This is a genomic window from Streptomyces sp. NPDC047917, from assembly GCF_043204345.1.
Taxonomy (GTDB): Bacteria; Actinomycetota; Actinomycetes; order Streptomycetales; family Streptomycetaceae; genus Streptomyces; species Streptomyces sanglieri.
The window spans coordinates 389,065-404,409 of the sequence record NZ_JBIDCA010000007.1 but is presented as its reverse complement, the minus strand read 5'-3'; the positions used below and the strand labels follow the sequence as shown (position 1 = coordinate 404,409).

Genomic DNA, 15,345 nt, shown 5'->3' with positions numbered 1-15,345 from the left:
AGCATGTAACCCGCAGGCTTTTGTAGTTTTCAGACTTCTTTGCAGGTTCTGGAGCAGGGCAACCCTTTGGCCCAAGGAGGGCTTATGGCTACCGGAACCGTCAAGTGGTTCAACGCTGAAAAGGGCTTCGGCTTCATCGCCCAGGACGGCGGCGGCCCGGATGTCTTCGTCCACTACTCCGCGATCAACGCGTCCGGGTTCCGCTCCCTTGAGGAGAACCAGGTCGTGAACTTCGACGTCACTCAGGGACCCAAGGGTCCGCAGGCTGAGAACGTCACCCCGGCCTAGTTGCCCGGGTCGGCCGATCGCGGCCGGCTAGTAGTACCCAAGGAGCCCCGCTCCTCCGCTTCGGCGGGGAACGGGGCTCCTGCCTTTCCCGCCCCCTCTTTCCGCCCCTTTTCCGTTCCTCCTCCTCTCCCCCCGCCCTTCTTTTCCTCCGCTGCGGGCCCGCAGGGCGACGGCGCTTGACCTTGACACCGTGTGAGGCGGTGGGCTGGGAGACATCATGTTCACCATCGGAGACTTCGCCCGGTACGGACGGGTGTCGGCCCGGATGCTGCGTCACTACGACGCCATCGGGCTGCTGCGCCCGGACCGTACCGACCCCGCCACCGGCTACCGCTTCTACGGCGCCGCCCAGCTCGCCCGTCTCAACCGCGTCATCGCCCTCAAGGATCTCGGCTTCACGCTCCAGCAGGTGCGGGCCATCCTCGACGAGCAGGTGGGGCCGGAGGAGCTGCGCGGGATGCTGCGGCTGCGCCGGGCGGAGCTGGAGGAGGCCATGAGGGCGGCGGCAGCGAGGCTGACGCAGGTCGAGGCGAGGCTCCGGTCGATCGAGAGCGAGGGAAGCATGTCCATGGACGATGTGGTCGTCAAGAACGTTGCCGCGGTACGGGTCGCCGAGTTGACCGCCACCGCGACCGGCTTCGGACCGGAGGAGATCTCTCCGGTGATCGGCCCGCTGTACGACCGGCTGTTCCCGCTGCTGGGCGAGGCGGGCGTCGCTCCGAGCGGTCCCGGGATCGCGCACTACGAGGACGCCCCGGAGGGCGGCGGCGCGGTCGTCGTGCACGCGGGGGTCACGGTGTCCGCCCCGGTGGGCCCGCTGGGCGACACCGGGATCACGGTGGTCGAGCTCCCCCCGTTCGAGGCGGCGACCGTCGTCCACCGGGGTTCCATGGACGGCGTACTGCCGACGACCCAGACGCTGGCCCGCTGGATCGACGCCAACGGCTACCGGTCCGCGGGGTACGCCCGGGAGATCAGCCTGGAGTGCCCCGAGGACCGGGACGAGTGGGTGACGGAGCTCCAGGAGCCGGTCGCCCGGTCCTGACACCGCCGGAACCGGTCGCCGGGCCCGGCAGGAACCGGCCCCCGGAACGGGAACCGGGCCCGCCCCCGGGCCCGGCACCGCCGCACGGATCCGGTGGATCCGGTGGATCCGGTGGATCCGGTGGATCCGGTGGATCCGCCACCGCCGCATGAATCCGGGCCGGAAGGGTGTCCGCCCCGTCCCCTTCCGGCCCCGGGTGGATCACGCCCCGGGCCCCGCCCACAGCCCGTCGTCCGTCAGCCCCAGCAGGTCGATCGCGTTGCGGCGCACGATCCGGTCCACCACATCGGCGTCCAGATGCCCCATCTGCGCCTCGCCGACCTCGCGCGACTTGGGCCAGGTGGAGTCGGAGTGCGGGTAGTCCGTCTCGTACAGGACGTTCCCGACGCCGATCGAGTCCAGGTTCTTCAGTCCGAAGGCGTCGTCGAAGAAGCAGCCGAAGACGTGCTCGGAGAACAGCTCCGACGGCGGGCGGTGGACCTTGTCGGCGACGCCGCCCCAGGCCCGGTTCTCCTCCCAGACCACGTCGGCGCGTTCCAGGATGTACGGGATCCAGCCGATCTGCCCCTCCGCGTACATGATCCTGAGGTTCGGGAAGCGCTCGAACTTGCCGCTCATCAGCCAGTCGACCATCGAGAAGCAGCAGTTGGCGAAGGTGATGGTGGATCCGACGGCCGGTGGGGCGTCCGCCGAGGTGGACGGCATCTTCGAGGACGATCCGATGTGCATGGCGATCACCGTCCCGGTCTCGTCACAGGCCCGCAGGAACGGATCCCACTCGTCCGTGTGAATCGAGGGCAGTCCGAGGTGCGGGGGTATCTCGGAGAACGCCACCGCGCGCACCCCCCGCGCCGCATTGCGCCGCACCTCGGCCGCGGCGAGCTCCGCGTCCCAGAGCGGGATCAGGGTGAGCGGGACGAGCCGGCCGTGCGCCTCGGGCCCGCACCACTCCTCGACCATCCAGTCGTTGTACGCGCGCACTCCGAGCAGCCCCAGCTCGCGGTCCTTCGCTTCGGTGAAGGTCTGGCCGCAGAAGCGCGGGAAGGTGGGGAAACAGAGCGCGGACTGGACGTGGTTGACGTCCATGTCGGCGAGCCGGTCGGGGACCGAGAACGAACCCGGACGCATCTGCTCGTAGGTGATGATCTCCAGCTTGATCTCGTCCCGGTCGTAGCCGACCGCGGTGTCGAGCCGGGTGAGCGGGCGGTGCAGGTCCTCGTACACCCACCAGTCGCCGATCGGCCCGTCGTCGCCCTTCGCGCCCATCACGGGCGCGAACTTCCCGCCCATGAAGGTCATTTCCTTGAGCGGCGCGCGGACGATCCGCGGGCCGCGGTCGAGGTACTTGGACGGGAGCCGGTCCCGCCAGACATGAGGGGGCTCCACCGTGTGGTCGTCCACCGAGATGATCTTCGGGAAGGTCTCCATGCACACCACCGTAGCGCTGATCTGACGAACCGTCAGCTCCCCGGACGGGACCCCGCCCGGTAATCGTTGTCGAGGGCTTGTGCAGAGAGTCACCCACTGCTGACGTGCCACCCAAGACAAGGCAGACTGTTGACCGCGATACCAGCGGTACCGACCAATCCGGATCCCCCGCCCCGGACGCCACATGGGCGGGCAATCCAGGCGGGCAGCATCAAGCAAGATGGGCAGCACAGGCGGGGCGAGCAGGGCAGGGGGCAGCAATGGACCGTGACATCGGGCCACACGTGCGTGTTCCGGAGCAGCGCGCTCCACAACAGCGGTCGGCGGGCGGCGTCGATCTGCGTTTCTCCGTACTCGGTCCGGTACGGGCATGGCGGGACGGCGAAGCGCTGTCGTCCGGCTCGCCGCAGCAGCGCGCCCTGCTGGCGGCGCTCCTGCTGCGCGGTGGCCGCACGGCCACCGCCTCGGAGCTCATCGACGCGATCTGGGGCGAAGAACCGCCCTCCCAGGCGCTCGCCACGATACGTACGTACGCCTCCCGGCTGCGCAAGGTGCTCGACCCGCAGACGCTGGTCAGCGACGCCGGCGGGTACGCGATCCGGGCCGGCCACGACGCGCTGGACGTGACGGTGGCCCAGGGGCTGGCGGCCGACGCGGACAAGGCGCGGGCCTCCGGCGACCGCTGCCAGGCCCGGACCCTCCTCAACAAGGCGCTCGGGCTGTGGGACGGCGAGGCACTGGCATCGGTGCCCGGACCGTACGCCGAGAACCAGCGCACCCGCCTGGAGGAATGGCGGCTCCAGCTCACCGAGACCCGGCTGGACCTGGACCTGGAGGTCGGCTGTCACGCCGAGGCGGTCTCCGAGCTGACCGCGCTCACCGCCGCGCACCCGCTGCGGGAGCGGCTGCGCGAGCTGCTGATGGTCGCCCTGTACCGCAGCGGCCGGCAGGCCGAGGCGCTGGCGGTGTACGCCGACACCCGCCGGCTGCTCGCCGACGAGCTGGGCGTGGACCCGCGCCCCGAGCTCGCCCAGCTCCAGCAGCGCATCCTGCGCGCCGACGAGGAGCTCGCCCGCCCCGCGGACGAGCCGGCCCCCGCCCCGGCCCCGGTGCGCCCCGCCCAGCTCCCGGCCACCGTCCCGGACTTCACCGGCCGCGCCTCCTTCGTACGCGAACTGGGCGACCGGCTGGCGACCGCCGAGGGGTCGGTGATGGCCGTCTCGGCGCTGGCCGGGATCGGCGGCGTCGGCAAGACGACCCTCGCCGTGCACGTCGCCCACCAGGCACGCCAGCACTTCCCGGACGGGCAGCTGTACGTGGACCTCCAGGGCGCGGGGGCACGGGCGGCGGAGCCGGAGACGGTCCTCGGCGCGTTCCTGCGCGCCCTGGGCACCGCGGACTCGGCGATCCCGGACTCCCCGGACGAGCGCGCCGCGCTGTACCGGTCCACGCTGGACGGCCGCCGCATCCTGGTCCTCCTCGACAACGCCCACGACGCGGCCCAGGTCCGCCCCCTCCTGCCCGGCACCGCGGGCTGCGCGGCCCTGGTCACCAGCCGCGTCCGCATGGTCGACCTGGCCGGCGCCCACCTCGTCGACCTGGATGTGATGTCCCCCGAGGAGGCGCTCCAGCTCTTCACCCGCATCGTGGGCGAGGAGCGGATCAACTCCGAGCGGGACGCCGCCCTCGACGTGGTCGCCGCCTGCGGTTTCCTCCCGCTGGCCATCCGCATCGCCGCCTCCCGTCTGGCCGCCCGCCGCACCTGGACGGTCTCCGTCCTGGCCGCCAAGCTCGCCGACGAGCGCCGCCGACTCGACGAGCTCCAGGCCGGCGACCTCGCGGTGAAGGCCACCTTCGAACTCGGCTACGGCCAGCTGGAGCCCGCCCAGGCCCGCGCCTTCCGCCTCCTCGGCCTGGCGGACGGCCCGGACATCTCCCTGGCCGCCGCGGCCGCCCTGCTCAACCTGGACGTGCATGCCGCGGAGGACCTCCTGGAGGCCCTGGTGGACACCAGCCTCGTGGAGTCGGCCGCCCCCGGCCGCTACCGCTACCACGACCTGGTGCGCCTCTACGCGCGTTCCTGCGCGGAGCGGGGCGAGGAGCCCCTGGAGGAGCGGGAGTCGGCGCTGTCGCGGCTGCTGGACTTCTATCTGGCGACGGCCGCGGGGGTGTACGCGCTGGAGCGGCCGGGGGACCGGCTGGTGGACCACCTGGAGCCGACGGGGCACACGGGGCTGTCGTTCACCGACCGGCACGACGCCCAGGACTGGCTCTATTCGGAAGCCGGTCCGTTGCTGGCGTGCGTGCGCCAGTCCTCCGGTCCCGAGGTGCTCCGGCGGGCGATCGACCTGCTGTGGGCCGCGCTGGATCTCGCCGAGTCCGGCGCGAACTCCAAGCAGTACGAGGCCGCTGCCTCGTTCATGCTGAGTGCCGCCCGCACCTGCGACGACCGCCATGCCGAACGGCGCGCCCTGGTCACATTGAGCAACGCCCATCTGGGTGCCGGCCGGTTCGCCCAGGCCGATCAGGAAGCTCTCCAGGTGGTGGAGTTGTCGCACGACGGGCACGATCCGCTGCCCAACTGCTGGGCGCTCAACCACCTCGGGGTCATCGCCATCTATCAGAGCCGCCACGAGGACGGTGAGAAGTACCTGACTCAGGCGATCGAGGACTTCCGTACCGGCGAGAACCTCCCGGGAGAGGCTTCGGCGCTGTGCAACCTGTCCCGGGTCCACCTGGCCATGGGCCGGACGGCGAGCGCCGTCGCTCTGGCGCGTGAGGGCATCGAGATCTACGAAGGCCTGGGGCACACGCTGCGGGGGGCCAACGCCCGCTACGCGCTCGGTATCGCGTTGACCCGGTGCGGAGAGCTCTCCGAGGCGACCGACAGCTTCCTGGAAGCCCTGAAGGTCTTCCGCGACAGCCGTCAGCGGCTCTGGGAAGGAATGACCTTGTTCCGCCTCGCGGAGGCGGATCTGGTGGGTGACAACGCGGCCCAGGCCGCCTCCAAGGCGGAGATGGCGCTGACCGTCCTGCGCGGCATCGGCGGGGAGTGGCGCCGGGGAAACGTGCTCACCGTCCTCGGGCACGCCCTCGACGGGATAGGCCAGTCCGGACGGGCCCTGGTCTGCTGGCGCGAAGCCCTCGCGATCTACGACGACCTCGGTTCCGACGAGGCGGCGGGGATCCGCGACCTTCTTGTCCAGGTCTCCCCCGAACGGGCCTGACGCCGGCCGGGCCCGGTCGTTCATCGTTCGTTTATCGCCGGACGGCAAGCTCATGTCTGTCGATCCGTCGTGTCGGGGGGCAGACGGGGCGATGAGCGGCCAAACCAATAGGGTGAGCGGCCCTGACAGGGGCCCGTCCGGCAGTCCACGGGGGAACAGCTGGGCGGGCCCCTCCAACGCAGCATGCCAGCCACAACGGAGATGACCATCATGGGCGAAAAGAAGAAGACCGACCCGATCATCAAGCCGCAGGACACCCACGCCACCGGCGCCGAGACCGGGTCGGCGACGACCCAGGACACGCACGCCACCGGCGGCGACATCAAGCTCACGGACACCCACGCCACCGGCGGCGACATCAAGCTCATGGACACCCACGCCACGAGCGAGCCGGCCAACTAGGACTTCCGTCGACGGGGGCACGGGGGGCACGGGGGAACGGCCGCGGCGGCGCGGAGGGGGAGCCGTCGCGGCCGTCGTACGTCCGCGGGCGCACGACAGAGGGGCACGGGCCATCGGCTCGTGCCCCTCTCCGCGTCCGCCGCTACAGCCCCCGGACCAGCACCCGGGCCTCGCACAGCTTGCCCATGTCGTCCTCGTCCGAGGTGAAGACCACCGCCCGGCCCGGCTGCCGCCCCGCGATCACCGCGAGGGCGGCGTCGATGGCGTACTTGTGGCCGTGCAGGCCGTTGGCCCTCAGCAGCCGGATCGCCTCGTCGGCGATGTCCTTCGTCACGGGCTCGACCACGATGCCCGAAAGCGCCCAGTCCCAGACGGCCCGCCGGATCTTGCCGTGATAGGCCTCGATCAAGGTCATGGAGCTGGTCACCACACGGATGCCGGAGCGATGCGCATCCTTGAGGCGGGCCTTCATCCCGGGGTCTCCGAGTCCGGCCCGGGAGAGACCTTCACAGTCCAGCACATAGGAGACGTCGGGCATCAGGCCGCACTCCGGCGCGCGTCCGCGCCTGACTCCTGCTCGTCGAACCATTGCTCGATCTCACGCCGCTCGACCTCGGCCGCAGCCAGATCCGCATCGGTCACCGGGCCGTACTCACCTTCCAACTGCCCCACCAGCTCCCCCAGCCGGTCGCGCTCGCGCTGGCGCTCTATGGCCCGCGTGACATACGCGCTGAACGCACCGGGGCCGACCTCGCTGCGGATCTCCTCCGCGAGCTCCTCCGGGAGCGTGACGGTGTACTTCTTGGTTGCCATACCAATCACCATACCTCCGGGCGGGCCCGCCCGACGACCCTCTTCACTCCATGGGGTGATCACATCACCCCATGGAGTGATCACGTCGGCACGCCCCGCCCCGTCAGTCCCCCGCCCGCCTCCGCAGCTCCCCCTTCACCACCTTGCCGCTCGCGTTGCGGGGCAGTTCTTCCATGAACTCCACCGCGCGCGGGACCTTGTAGTTGGCCATCTCGCGGCGGGACCAGGCGATCAGGTCGTCGGCGGTCGTCGTCGCGCCGGGGCGGCGCACCACGTAGGCCCGGCCGACCTCGCCGAGGCGGGGGTCGGGGACTCCGACGACCGCCACGTCGGCCACGTCCGGGTGCAGGCCGAGGAGTTGTTCTATCTCGGCCGGGTACGCGTTGAAGCCGCCGACGATGAACATGTCCTTGATCCGGTCGGTGATCCGGAGGTTGCCCGCTTCGTCGAGGACGCCCACGTCGCCGGTGTGGAGCCAGCCGTCCGGGGTGATCGCGGCGGCCGTGGTCTCCGGGTCCTCGAAGTAGCCCCGCATCACGTTGAAGCCGCGGACCAGGACCTCGCCGGGGGTGCCGGGGTCGGCCAGGACGCGGATCTCGGTGTCCGGGATCGCCCGGCCGGACGTCGAGGCGATCGTCTCCGCCGGGTCGCCGCGCCGGCACATCGTGACGATGCCGCTCGCCTCGGAGAGGCCGTACGCGGTGAGGACCGTGGCGATGCCGAGCTCCGTGCGCAGGCGTTCCACCAGTCTCAGCGGGACCACCGCCGCGCCCGTCACCACCAGACGGAGTGCGGAGAGGTCGTGGGCGGAGCGGGCGGGGTGGTCCAGGAGGGACTGGTGGAGGGTGGGCGGGCCGGGCAGCACCGAGATGCGTTCGGCGGCGATGTTGGCCAGGGCCGTGTCCACGTTGAAGACCGGCTGCGGGACCATCGTCGCGCCCCGCATCAGGCACGCGATGATGCCGGCCTTGTAGCCGAAGGTGTGGAAGAAGGGGTTCACGATCAGATAGCGGTCGCCCTCGCGCAGATCCGCCAGTTCGCTCCAGATCGCGTAGCAGCGCAGGGTCTGGGCGTGCGTGATGACCGCGCCCTTGGGCCGGCCGGTGGTGCCCGAGGTGTAGATGATGTCGGAGGGGTCCGAGGAGGCGATCGCGTCGGCCCGGGTGCGCACCTCGGCCCCGGACACGCCCTCCCCCGCCGCCAGGAAGTCCTTCCAGGTGAGGTAGTCGTCGGGGGCGGAGTCGGCGAGCACCACCACCCGTTCCAGGTGCGGGAGCCGTACGTCCGCCCGGCGCAGCGACGCCACGTACGACGTACCGAGGAAGGTGCCGGTGACGAAGAGGAGTTTCGCCCGGCTGCGTTGCAGGACGTACGCCGCTTCGGTGCCCTTGAAGCGGGTGTTGAGGGGGACGAGGACCGCGCCGGCCGTCACCGCCCCCAGCGCCGAGACGATCCAGTCCAGGGTGTTCGGCGCCCAGACCGCGACCCGGTCCCCCGGTTCCACGCCCGAGGCCATGCACGCGGCGGCGGCCCGCTCCACACGGTCGCCCAGTTCGGCGTACGAGACCCGGGTGCGGCCCTCGACGACCGCCTCCCGATGCCCGTACCGTCGCGCCGCCGCCCGCATCAGCCCCGGGATGCTGCCCCACTCCTCGTCACCGCGCATCGTTCGCCCTCCTGACGCAGTAGCTGACTATCCGTCAGATTAGCTGTAGCCTCAGCCGCTGTCAGCAGTCATGACGGCCTGGGAGGTGGCGGTGACGGCACTCAAGGACGCGACGGCGATAGCCGGCATAGGACAGACGGCTTTCGCGAAACAACTGCCGGAATCCGAGAAGACCTTGGCCTGCCGGGCCATCGTCGCGGCGCTCGACGACGCGGGCATCGACGCGTCGGAGGTGGACGGATTCGCCTCGTACACGATGGAGGAGACCGACGAGGTGGAGGTCGCCAAGGCCATCGGGGCCGGCGACGTCACCTTCTTCAGCAAGGTGGGGTACGGCGGCGGCGGCTCCTGCGCGACGATCGCGCACCTCGCCGCCGCCGTGGCGACCGGGCAGGCGAGCGTCGGTGTCGCCTGGCGGTCCCGCAAGCGCGGCTCAGGGCCCCGGCCCTGGAAGAACACCGCCGTGCAACTGCCCACCCCCGCCCAGTGGACCCGCCCGTACGGACTGCTGCGGCCGGCCGACGAGATCGGGATGCTGGCGCGGCGGTACATGCACGAGTACGGGGCGACCCGCGACCACCTCTTCAACGTCGCCCTCGCCTGCCGCAACCGCGCCAACCAGAACCCGGACGCGGTGATGTACGAACGCCCGCTGACCCGCGACATGTATATGACCTCGCGCTGGATCAGTGAGCCGCTCTGTCTCTTCGACAACTGCCTGGAGACGGACGGGGCGCTGGCCTGCGTGATCGTCTCCGCCGAGCGAGCCCGCGACTGCCGGCAGAAACCCGTCTACCTCCACTCCGTCGCCCAGGGGCTGCCCGCCCAGCACCACGGGATGGTCAACTACTGGAACGACGACCCGCTCACCGGGCCCGCCTGGACGGCCGCCCGGCAGCTGTGGAAGCAGGCCGACTTCGGCCCGGACGACGTGGACGTCGCGCAGATCTACGACGCGTTCACCCCGCTCATCCCGCTCTCGCTGGAGGGTTACGGCTTCTGCGGGCGCGGCGAGGGCGCCGCGTTCACCGAGGGCGGTGCCCTGGAGAGCGGCGGGCGGCTGCCCATCAACACCGGGGGCGGCGGGCTCAGCGAGGGGTACGTGCACGGCTTCAACCTGATCAACGAGGGCGTCAAGCAGTTGCGCGGCGTCTCCACCGCCCAGGTCCCGGACGCCCGGACGTGTCTGGTCACCGCCGGGGAGGGTGTCCCCACATCCGCCGTACTGCTGAGGAGTTGAGGGAGTTGACCGGGATGGATGGTCTGCTGCTGCCCGTCGTGGACGAAGACGGCGCCCCCTTCTGGGAGTACGCGGCGCGTGGTGAACTCCGCGTCCAGGCGTGCGCCGCGCCGGAGTGCGGGCGGCTCCGCTTTCCGCCGCGGCCGTGCTGCCCGCGCTGCCAGTCGTTCGAGAGCGAGTGGCGGCCGATGAGCGGACGCGGCCGCATCTGGTCCTACGTACGGCCGCATCCGCCGCTGCTGCCCGCGTACGCCGCGCAGGCCCCGTACAACGCGGTGGTGGTCGAGCTGGCGGACGCCCCGCAGATCCGGCTGGTCGGGAACGTGGTGAGCGGTCCGGACGCCCCGCTGGACTCGGTCGATCCCGAGCGGCTGCGGATCGGTGCGCCGGTCCGGGCGGTGTTCTGCCCGGCCGGCCCCGGGGTGACCCTGGTGCGCTGGCTGCTGGAGAGGTGAGGGGCGATGGCGCTGCGCACGGAGACGGACAAGGAGACCGGGGTCGCGCTCGTCACCCTCGACCGGCCCGCGAAACACAACGCGATCGACCTGGCCACGGCCGCCGGACTGAGTGCCGCCTGGCGGGCGTTCCGCCTCGACGACGAGGTCCGGGCGGTGGTCCTCACCGGTGCGGGCGGCCGGGCCTTCTGCACCGGGATCGACCGGGACGTGGAGGTGCCGCAGCCCTCGTCCCCGTACACGATCGATGATCCGCTGATCGCGATCGGGCCGAAGGCGAACGACCTGTGGAAGCCGGTGGTCGCGGCCGTGGAGGGGATGGCCTGCGGCGGGGCGTTCTATCTGCTGGGCGAGGCGGAGTTCGTGATCGCGTCCGAGGAGGCGACGTTCTTCGATCCGCACACGACGTACGGCATGGTCAGCGCGTTCGAGGCGATCTCGATGGCGCAGCGGATGCCGTTCGGCGAGGTGGCCCGGATGGCGCTGATGGGTACGGCGGAGCGGGTCTCGGCCCGTCGCGCCTACGAGACCGGGCTGGTCAGCGAGTTGACGGCGCCCGGCGGCGCGGTGGCCGCGGCGCTGCGGGCGGCGGCCGTGATCGCCTCGTACCCGACCGGGGCGGTGCAGGGGACGGTGCGGGCGGTGTGGTCCGCGCGGGAGGCGGCCAGGGCGCAGGCCATGGCCCACGCCCCGCACCTCGTCGCACTCGGCAATCTGCCGGCGGAGCGGCAGGCCGAGCTGTTCCGGGGGCGGGGTGCGGGCGGGTTCCGCACGCGCTGACGGGCCGGCGGCTCGGCTCGGGTCAGTGGCGCGGCTCGGGTCGGTGGCTCAGCTCGGGTCAGTAACTCAGCTCGGCGTCCACGCGGCACTTCTTCACCTTGGAGACCTTGCGCGGGTTGTCCATCCGCACGGAGACGGTCCTGGTCTCGCCGCCCTCGGCGTCCACGGTCGCGTCACCGGTGTCGACGGTGTTGCCGCGGGCGTCGAGGAAGGTCACGTCGACCTCGTAGGTGTGCGAGCCGGTGGCACCGGCGTCGGCGGTGAGCCTGACGGTGGAGGCGGTCACGGCCTTGCGCTTGCCCTTGCGGGGCTGGGCGCAGCGGAAGACATACGCCTGGGGTTCGTCGGACGCCGTGGCGCTCGGGGTCGGGGTGCCGTAGTCGGTGGAGCCGGAGGAGCTGCTCGACGAGTCGTAGTCATCGTCGTCGTAGTCGCTGCTGTGGTAACCGTTGTTGCTCTTCTTGGAGTTGGAGCAGCCGCCGCCGCTGCTCGACCCGTGGCTCTTGCTCTTGCTCTTGCCGCTGCGGCCGCCGTGGCTGGAGGTCGAGAAGCCGGTGAGTGCGAGCACCACCACGACCAGTACCGCGGATAGCTTTATGTGCTGCCGCATCATCGATGCAGCCCCCCTTGTGTTGTTGTCCGTTTCTGCAGTTGTCGAACGACCGTGCGTCACGCTAGCGCAAGGTGGCGAGGGCCAGGAGCCGGGCGTAGCGTCGAGGCCGAGAGCGGTGCAGAGCTGTGACGCCGGTCCGTGGCACGCAGGAGGCCGATGATGATCCGCAACGTCCTCGGCTCGGTCCTCGCTCTCGCCGGAGCGGCGGCCGCCGTGCTGAGCCCCTTCCGTGACTGGTACGACGGTCGCCTCGGGCGCCACTACCGGGTGGACGAGCTGTTCACCGGCATCACGGCCGGCCGGCCCGGACCGCTGGGGTCGATCCTGGTCGTCTTCCTCTTCGCCGCCCTGCCGGCCGTGATCGGTGTGGTGCTGCGGTCACGGCTGCTGGTGGCGGCCTCGGGAGTGCTGGTGCTCGGGTTCACCGTGCTGTGGATGGTGCGCCAGGGGGAGTCGGTGGGCAGTCTGACGGTCGCGGGCGACGGTTCCGGGCTGGGGTGGGGCGTGGCCTGGGCGGCGGCGGGCGGGGTGCTGCTGCTGCTGAGCGCGGCGGTGATGCCGGGGCGGCGCGCGGCCGGGCGCCGGTCCGTACGCGGGGGGCACGACCGGCCGTACGCGGCGCCCGGCTCGGAGAACCCGGACACTTGGCCGCCGACGCAGGAGCCGGGGCCGTCCGTGCAGACGAGCACCCTGCCGGAGCCCGAGCCGGAGCTGTACACGGGGCCGGATCCGGCGGAACGGCACCGTCCGGGCGCGGACCCGGACGGCCGGGACACGGCCCCGTACCCCGTCGTGCCGGATCCGGATCCGGACCCGGGCCGCGGCCCGGCCTCCGCCCCGGATGCGGACGGGCGCCCACGCGGCTGAGGCCCTCCTCGCCCGGGGTTCCGGCCCCGAACGCCGTAAGGGCCGGACTTCGCCGCGCCCCGTCCGCGCTACGTCCTGGCGCGGCTGCCCGTGCCCGTTCCCTTCAGCGCGTCCAGCGCGTACACGCAGCGGTCCTTGCTGCACGCGTACACGACACCGCCCTGCGCCACCGGCGAACCCGTGATCTCGCCGCCGGTCGCCAGCTTCCAGCGGAGCTGACCGCCCGCCGCGTCCAGGGTGTAGAGGACATGGTCGGCGGAGCCGAAGTGGACCCGGCCGTCGGCGACCACCGGGGCGCCCACCACCTCGCCGCCCGCCGCGAACCGCCACTTCGGGGTGCCGGTGACCGCGTCGAGCGTGTACAGCGCGCTGCCGCTGCCGACATGGACGTTTCCGGCCGTCACCAGCACCGGTTCGATCGACTGACGGGCCTCCGTGGCGATGCGCCAGCGGTCCTTGCCGGTCGAGGCGTCGAGCGCGTACACGGTGCCCAGGTAGTCGGCGAGGTACACCCCGCCGCCGGTGACGGCGGGGCCGGGGGCGAACGCGGGCGGCGAGAGGAAGACCGCGGGCGACTCGAAGTGCCAGCGCACATGGCCGGACGCGTTGTCCACGGCGAGGACCCGGGCCCCCGCGCTGACGTAGACGAAGCCGTCCGGCGCCGAGGTCACCCGGACCGGCACCCCGCCGCAGGAGGCGGCGTCGCCGATGGGGTACGACCAGCGCTCGGTGCCGGTACGGGCGTCGACGGCGCGCAGCCGGGCGTCCTGCCAGAGGTAGACCGTGCCGTCGTGGATCGCGGGCCCGGCCTCCGCCGTCTCGAAGTCGGTCTGTACGCCGCCGCTCTCCCAGAGCTTCTCGCCCGTGGACGCCTCCCACGCCTGGACGCCGCCGCCCCGGGTGCCGGTGACGACGGTGCCGCGGTCGACCTTGAGGGAGTACACCCAGGCGTCCGTCTGCAGCCGCCACCGCTCGGCGCCGGTAGTCGCGTCCAGGGCGTACAGGGACGGCCCGTCGGAGGCGTGGATCCGGCCGCCCTCGACGGCCATCACCCAGGCCACGTCGCGGGTCTTGAACTGGCGCCGCCCGTTGCCGACGTCCAGGGCGTGCACCTCGAACGACGTGACGTAGAGGAGGTCGCCGGCGACGACGGGCGTGCCCCAGACGTCGTTGGACATGCGGAACCGCCAGGGCCGCCAGCGGTCCGGGCCGGGCGGCGGCTCGGGCGGCTGCGCGGGGCCGGGTACGGGCGCGGTCGGGGCGGAACCGTTCACTCCGGCGGGCGCGCGCACCCAGCCGGTCGCGGGGCCGGCGTCCGCGGCGGACGTGGAGGTGGCCCGGACGTCCTGGGCCCGCGGCCCGGGGCCGATCGGCACCTTCGCGCCGGGCAGCCGCACCGGACCGCCCGCGTCGGGGACGGGCACCGGGTCGGGGGCCGGGGGGCGGGGGTCGGTGTTGCGGCGCCAGCCGGGGTCGAGGCCCGGCGGCGGACCCGGGGGCGGACTGGCGGGAGGACCCGCGGGAGGACCCGCGGGTGCGGGCCTCCGGCCGCCGCGGCGCTGCTCGATCATCGCGGTGGCGGAGCCCGGCAGCCAGGCGGAGGCCGTACCGCTGTCGTCGCCGCCGGAGGCGAAGAGGTGCGGGGCGAGCTGGGACTGGAGGTCGGCGGGGGTGGGCCGCAGCGCGGCGTCCATCTGCATGCAGGACTCGATCAGCGGCCGCAGCTCACCGGGCAGGCCCTCCAGGTCGGGGCCCTCGCGCAGCAGCATGAAGACCGTCTCGACCGGGTTGGCGCCGTGGAACGGAGCGTGGCCGGTGGCGGCGAAGACCAGCGTGGAGCCGAGCGAGAAGACATCGCTGGCGCCGGTGACGCTGCGGGAGTCCCTGGCCTGTTCGGGCGACATGTAGGCGGGCGTGCCGACGGCGACGTTCGTCATGGTCAGCCGGGTGTTGGAGACCCCGGACGCGATCCCGAAGTCGATCACCCGGGGGCCGTCCTCGACGACGAGCACGTTCGAGGGCTTCATGTCGCGGTGGACCAGCCCCGCTCCGTGGATCGACTGGAGCGCCTCGGCGATGCCGGCGGCCAGCCAGCGCACCGCCTGGACGGGCATGGGCCCGCACTCGCTCACTATCTCCTCCAGCGAGGGGGCCGGCACATAGGCGGTGGCCAGCCACGGCACGGCGGCACGCGGGTCGGCGTCCACCACCGCCGCGGTGTAGAAGCCGCTGACCGCGCGGGCGGCCTCCACCTCGCGCGTGAACCGGACCCGGAAAAGCTGGTCCTCGGCGAGCTCCGTACGGACCGTCTTGATCGCCACGCGCCGGCCCGAAGCCGAGCGGGCGAGATAGACCAGCCCCATGCCGCCGGCACCGAGCCGTCCCAGCACCTCGAACGGGCCGATCCGCCTCGGGTCGTGCTGCGTCAGCTGCTCCACCACTTGCCCTGCCACCTCCCCGTACGAGCCTCAGGAACAGAAGCCCGCGAAAACCCGCCCTGTACGGCGTCTCACCACTGGGC

14 protein-coding genes are annotated in these 15,345 nt (G+C 72.1%); 8 read left to right on the top strand and 6 right to left on the bottom strand.

Going from position 1 to position 15,345, the window contains the following annotated elements; all coding sequences use genetic code 11:
• Window positions 1-84: 84 nt before the first annotated feature.
• Both ACGF8B_RS19705 and ACGF8B_RS19700 read left to right on the top strand, forming a co-directional pair.
• Window positions 85-288 carry a cold-shock protein gene (locus ACGF8B_RS19705; RefSeq protein WP_003967102.1) on the top strand — a complete coding sequence of 68 codons (204 nt, stop codon included), beginning with the start codon at window positions 85-87 and terminating at the stop codon, window positions 286-288.
• Window positions 289-505: 217 nt separating this feature from the next.
• Window positions 506-1,333, top strand: a complete 828-nt coding sequence (locus tag ACGF8B_RS19700; RefSeq protein WP_392739942.1) for a MerR family transcriptional regulator — start codon at window positions 506-508, stop codon at window positions 1,331-1,333.
• Between the two features lie 201 nt (window positions 1,334-1,534).
• Here the strand turns inward: ACGF8B_RS19700 and ACGF8B_RS19695 are convergent, their stop codons facing one another.
• The gene (locus ACGF8B_RS19695; RefSeq protein ID WP_392739939.1) at window positions 1,535-2,761 is read right to left on the bottom strand and encodes an amidohydrolase family protein; all 1,227 of its coding nucleotides are present in this window, start codon (window positions 2,759-2,761) and stop codon (window positions 1,535-1,537) included.
• A 260-nt stretch (window positions 2,762-3,021) separates the two neighbouring features.
• On the opposite strand from ACGF8B_RS19695, the gene ACGF8B_RS19690 reads away from it, so the two are divergent.
• Together ACGF8B_RS19690 and ACGF8B_RS19685 are read left to right on the top strand one after the other, a co-directional pair.
• Window positions 3,022-5,988: a BTAD domain-containing putative transcriptional regulator gene (locus ACGF8B_RS19690; RefSeq protein WP_392739937.1), complete on the top strand. Its 2,967-nt coding sequence runs from the start codon at window positions 3,022-3,024 to the stop codon at window positions 5,986-5,988.
• A gap of 183 nt (window positions 5,989-6,171) precedes the next feature.
• The gene (locus ACGF8B_RS19685; RefSeq protein ID WP_342287693.1) at window positions 6,172-6,390 is read left to right on the top strand and encodes a hypothetical protein; all 219 of its coding nucleotides are present in this window, start codon (window positions 6,172-6,174) and stop codon (window positions 6,388-6,390) included.
• Window positions 6,391-6,532: 142 nt separating this feature from the next.
• Here the strand turns inward: ACGF8B_RS19685 and ACGF8B_RS19680 are convergent, their stop codons facing one another.
• The 3 genes from ACGF8B_RS19680 to ACGF8B_RS19670 form a co-directional block, all read right to left on the bottom strand.
• Window positions 6,533-6,928 (bottom strand): PIN domain-containing protein, encoded by a 396-nt coding sequence (locus ACGF8B_RS19680; protein WP_392739935.1) that lies wholly within the window; start codon window positions 6,926-6,928, stop codon window positions 6,533-6,535.
• Window positions 6,928-7,203, bottom strand: coding sequence for a hypothetical protein (locus ACGF8B_RS19675; protein ID WP_392739932.1), 276 nt, complete (start codon window positions 7,201-7,203; stop codon window positions 6,928-6,930). The genes ACGF8B_RS19680 and ACGF8B_RS19675 overlap by 1 nt, the downstream gene beginning before the upstream one ends.
• Window positions 7,204-7,306: 103 nt before the next feature.
• Window positions 7,307-8,869, bottom strand: a complete 1,563-nt coding sequence (locus tag ACGF8B_RS19670) for a FadD3 family acyl-CoA ligase (protein WP_392739930.1) — start codon at window positions 8,867-8,869, stop codon at window positions 7,307-7,309.
• A gap of 91 nt (window positions 8,870-8,960) precedes the next feature.
• Here ACGF8B_RS19670 and ACGF8B_RS19665 point away from each other — a divergent pair, with 91 nt between their 5' ends.
• From ACGF8B_RS19665 to ACGF8B_RS19655, 3 genes are read left to right on the top strand one after another with little or no spacing between them, the layout of a single operon-like run.
• Window positions 8,961-10,109, top strand: coding sequence for a lipid-transfer protein (locus tag ACGF8B_RS19665; RefSeq protein WP_392740155.1), 1,149 nt, complete (start codon window positions 8,961-8,963; stop codon window positions 10,107-10,109).
• A gap of 14 nt (window positions 10,110-10,123) precedes the next feature.
• Window positions 10,124-10,564 (top strand): Zn-ribbon domain-containing OB-fold protein, encoded by a 441-nt coding sequence (locus tag ACGF8B_RS19660; protein WP_392740152.1) that lies wholly within the window; start codon window positions 10,124-10,126, stop codon window positions 10,562-10,564.
• A 6-nt stretch (window positions 10,565-10,570) separates the two neighbouring features.
• A complete protein-coding gene (locus ACGF8B_RS19655) occupies window positions 10,571-11,344 on the top strand; it encodes an enoyl-CoA hydratase/isomerase family protein (RefSeq protein WP_392739927.1) in 774 nt (257 codons plus the stop codon).
• Window positions 11,345-11,402: 58 nt separating this feature from the next.
• Here the strand turns inward: ACGF8B_RS19655 and ACGF8B_RS19650 are convergent, their stop codons facing one another.
• Entirely contained in the window at window positions 11,403-11,957 is a 555-nt protein-coding gene (locus tag ACGF8B_RS19650) for a hypothetical protein (protein ID WP_392739924.1), read from the bottom strand.
• 159 nt (window positions 11,958-12,116) lie between these two features.
• Between ACGF8B_RS19650 and ACGF8B_RS19645 the strand changes: the two genes are divergently transcribed.
• The gene (locus tag ACGF8B_RS19645; protein ID WP_392740149.1) at window positions 12,117-12,824 is read left to right on the top strand and encodes a hypothetical protein; all 708 of its coding nucleotides are present in this window, start codon (window positions 12,117-12,119) and stop codon (window positions 12,822-12,824) included.
• Window positions 12,825-12,892: 68 nt separating this feature from the next.
• Here ACGF8B_RS19645 and ACGF8B_RS19640 read toward each other — a convergent pair whose 3' ends face one another.
• A complete protein-coding gene (locus ACGF8B_RS19640; protein WP_392740147.1) occupies window positions 12,893-15,262 on the bottom strand; it encodes a PQQ-binding-like beta-propeller repeat protein in 2,370 nt (789 codons plus the stop codon).
• Window positions 15,263-15,345 lie beyond the last annotated feature (83 nt).

Bases quoted from the DNA above. Each gene is read 5' to 3' on its own strand.
- ACGF8B_RS19705 (WP_003967102.1), top strand. From the start codon at position 85: ATGGCTACCGGAACCGTCAAGTGGTTCAACGCTGAAAAGGGCTTCGGC.
- ACGF8B_RS19700 (WP_392739942.1), top strand. From the start codon at position 506: ATGTTCACCATCGGAGACTTCGCCCGGTACGGACGGGTGTCGGCCCGG.
- ACGF8B_RS19695 (WP_392739939.1), bottom strand. From the start codon at position 2,761: ATGGAGACCTTCCCGAAGATCATCTCGGTGGACGACCACACGGTGGAG.
- ACGF8B_RS19690 (WP_392739937.1), top strand. From the start codon at position 3,022: ATGGACCGTGACATCGGGCCACACGTGCGTGTTCCGGAGCAGCGCGCT.
- ACGF8B_RS19685 (WP_342287693.1), top strand. From the start codon at position 6,172: ATGCCAGCCACAACGGAGATGACCATCATGGGCGAAAAGAAGAAGACC.
- ACGF8B_RS19680 (WP_392739935.1), bottom strand. From the start codon at position 6,928: ATGCCCGACGTCTCCTATGTGCTGGACTGTGAAGGTCTCTCCCGGGCC.
- ACGF8B_RS19675 (WP_392739932.1), bottom strand. From the start codon at position 7,203: ATGGCAACCAAGAAGTACACCGTCACGCTCCCGGAGGAGCTCGCGGAG.
- ACGF8B_RS19670 (WP_392739930.1), bottom strand. From the start codon at position 8,869: ATGCGCGGTGACGAGGAGTGGGGCAGCATCCCGGGGCTGATGCGGGCG.
- ACGF8B_RS19660 (WP_392740152.1), top strand. From the start codon at position 10,124: ATGGATGGTCTGCTGCTGCCCGTCGTGGACGAAGACGGCGCCCCCTTC.
- ACGF8B_RS19655 (WP_392739927.1), top strand. From the start codon at position 10,571: ATGGCGCTGCGCACGGAGACGGACAAGGAGACCGGGGTCGCGCTCGTC.
- ACGF8B_RS19650 (WP_392739924.1), bottom strand. From the start codon at position 11,957: ATGATGCGGCAGCACATAAAGCTATCCGCGGTACTGGTCGTGGTGGTG.
- ACGF8B_RS19645 (WP_392740149.1), top strand. From the start codon at position 12,117: ATGATCCGCAACGTCCTCGGCTCGGTCCTCGCTCTCGCCGGAGCGGCG.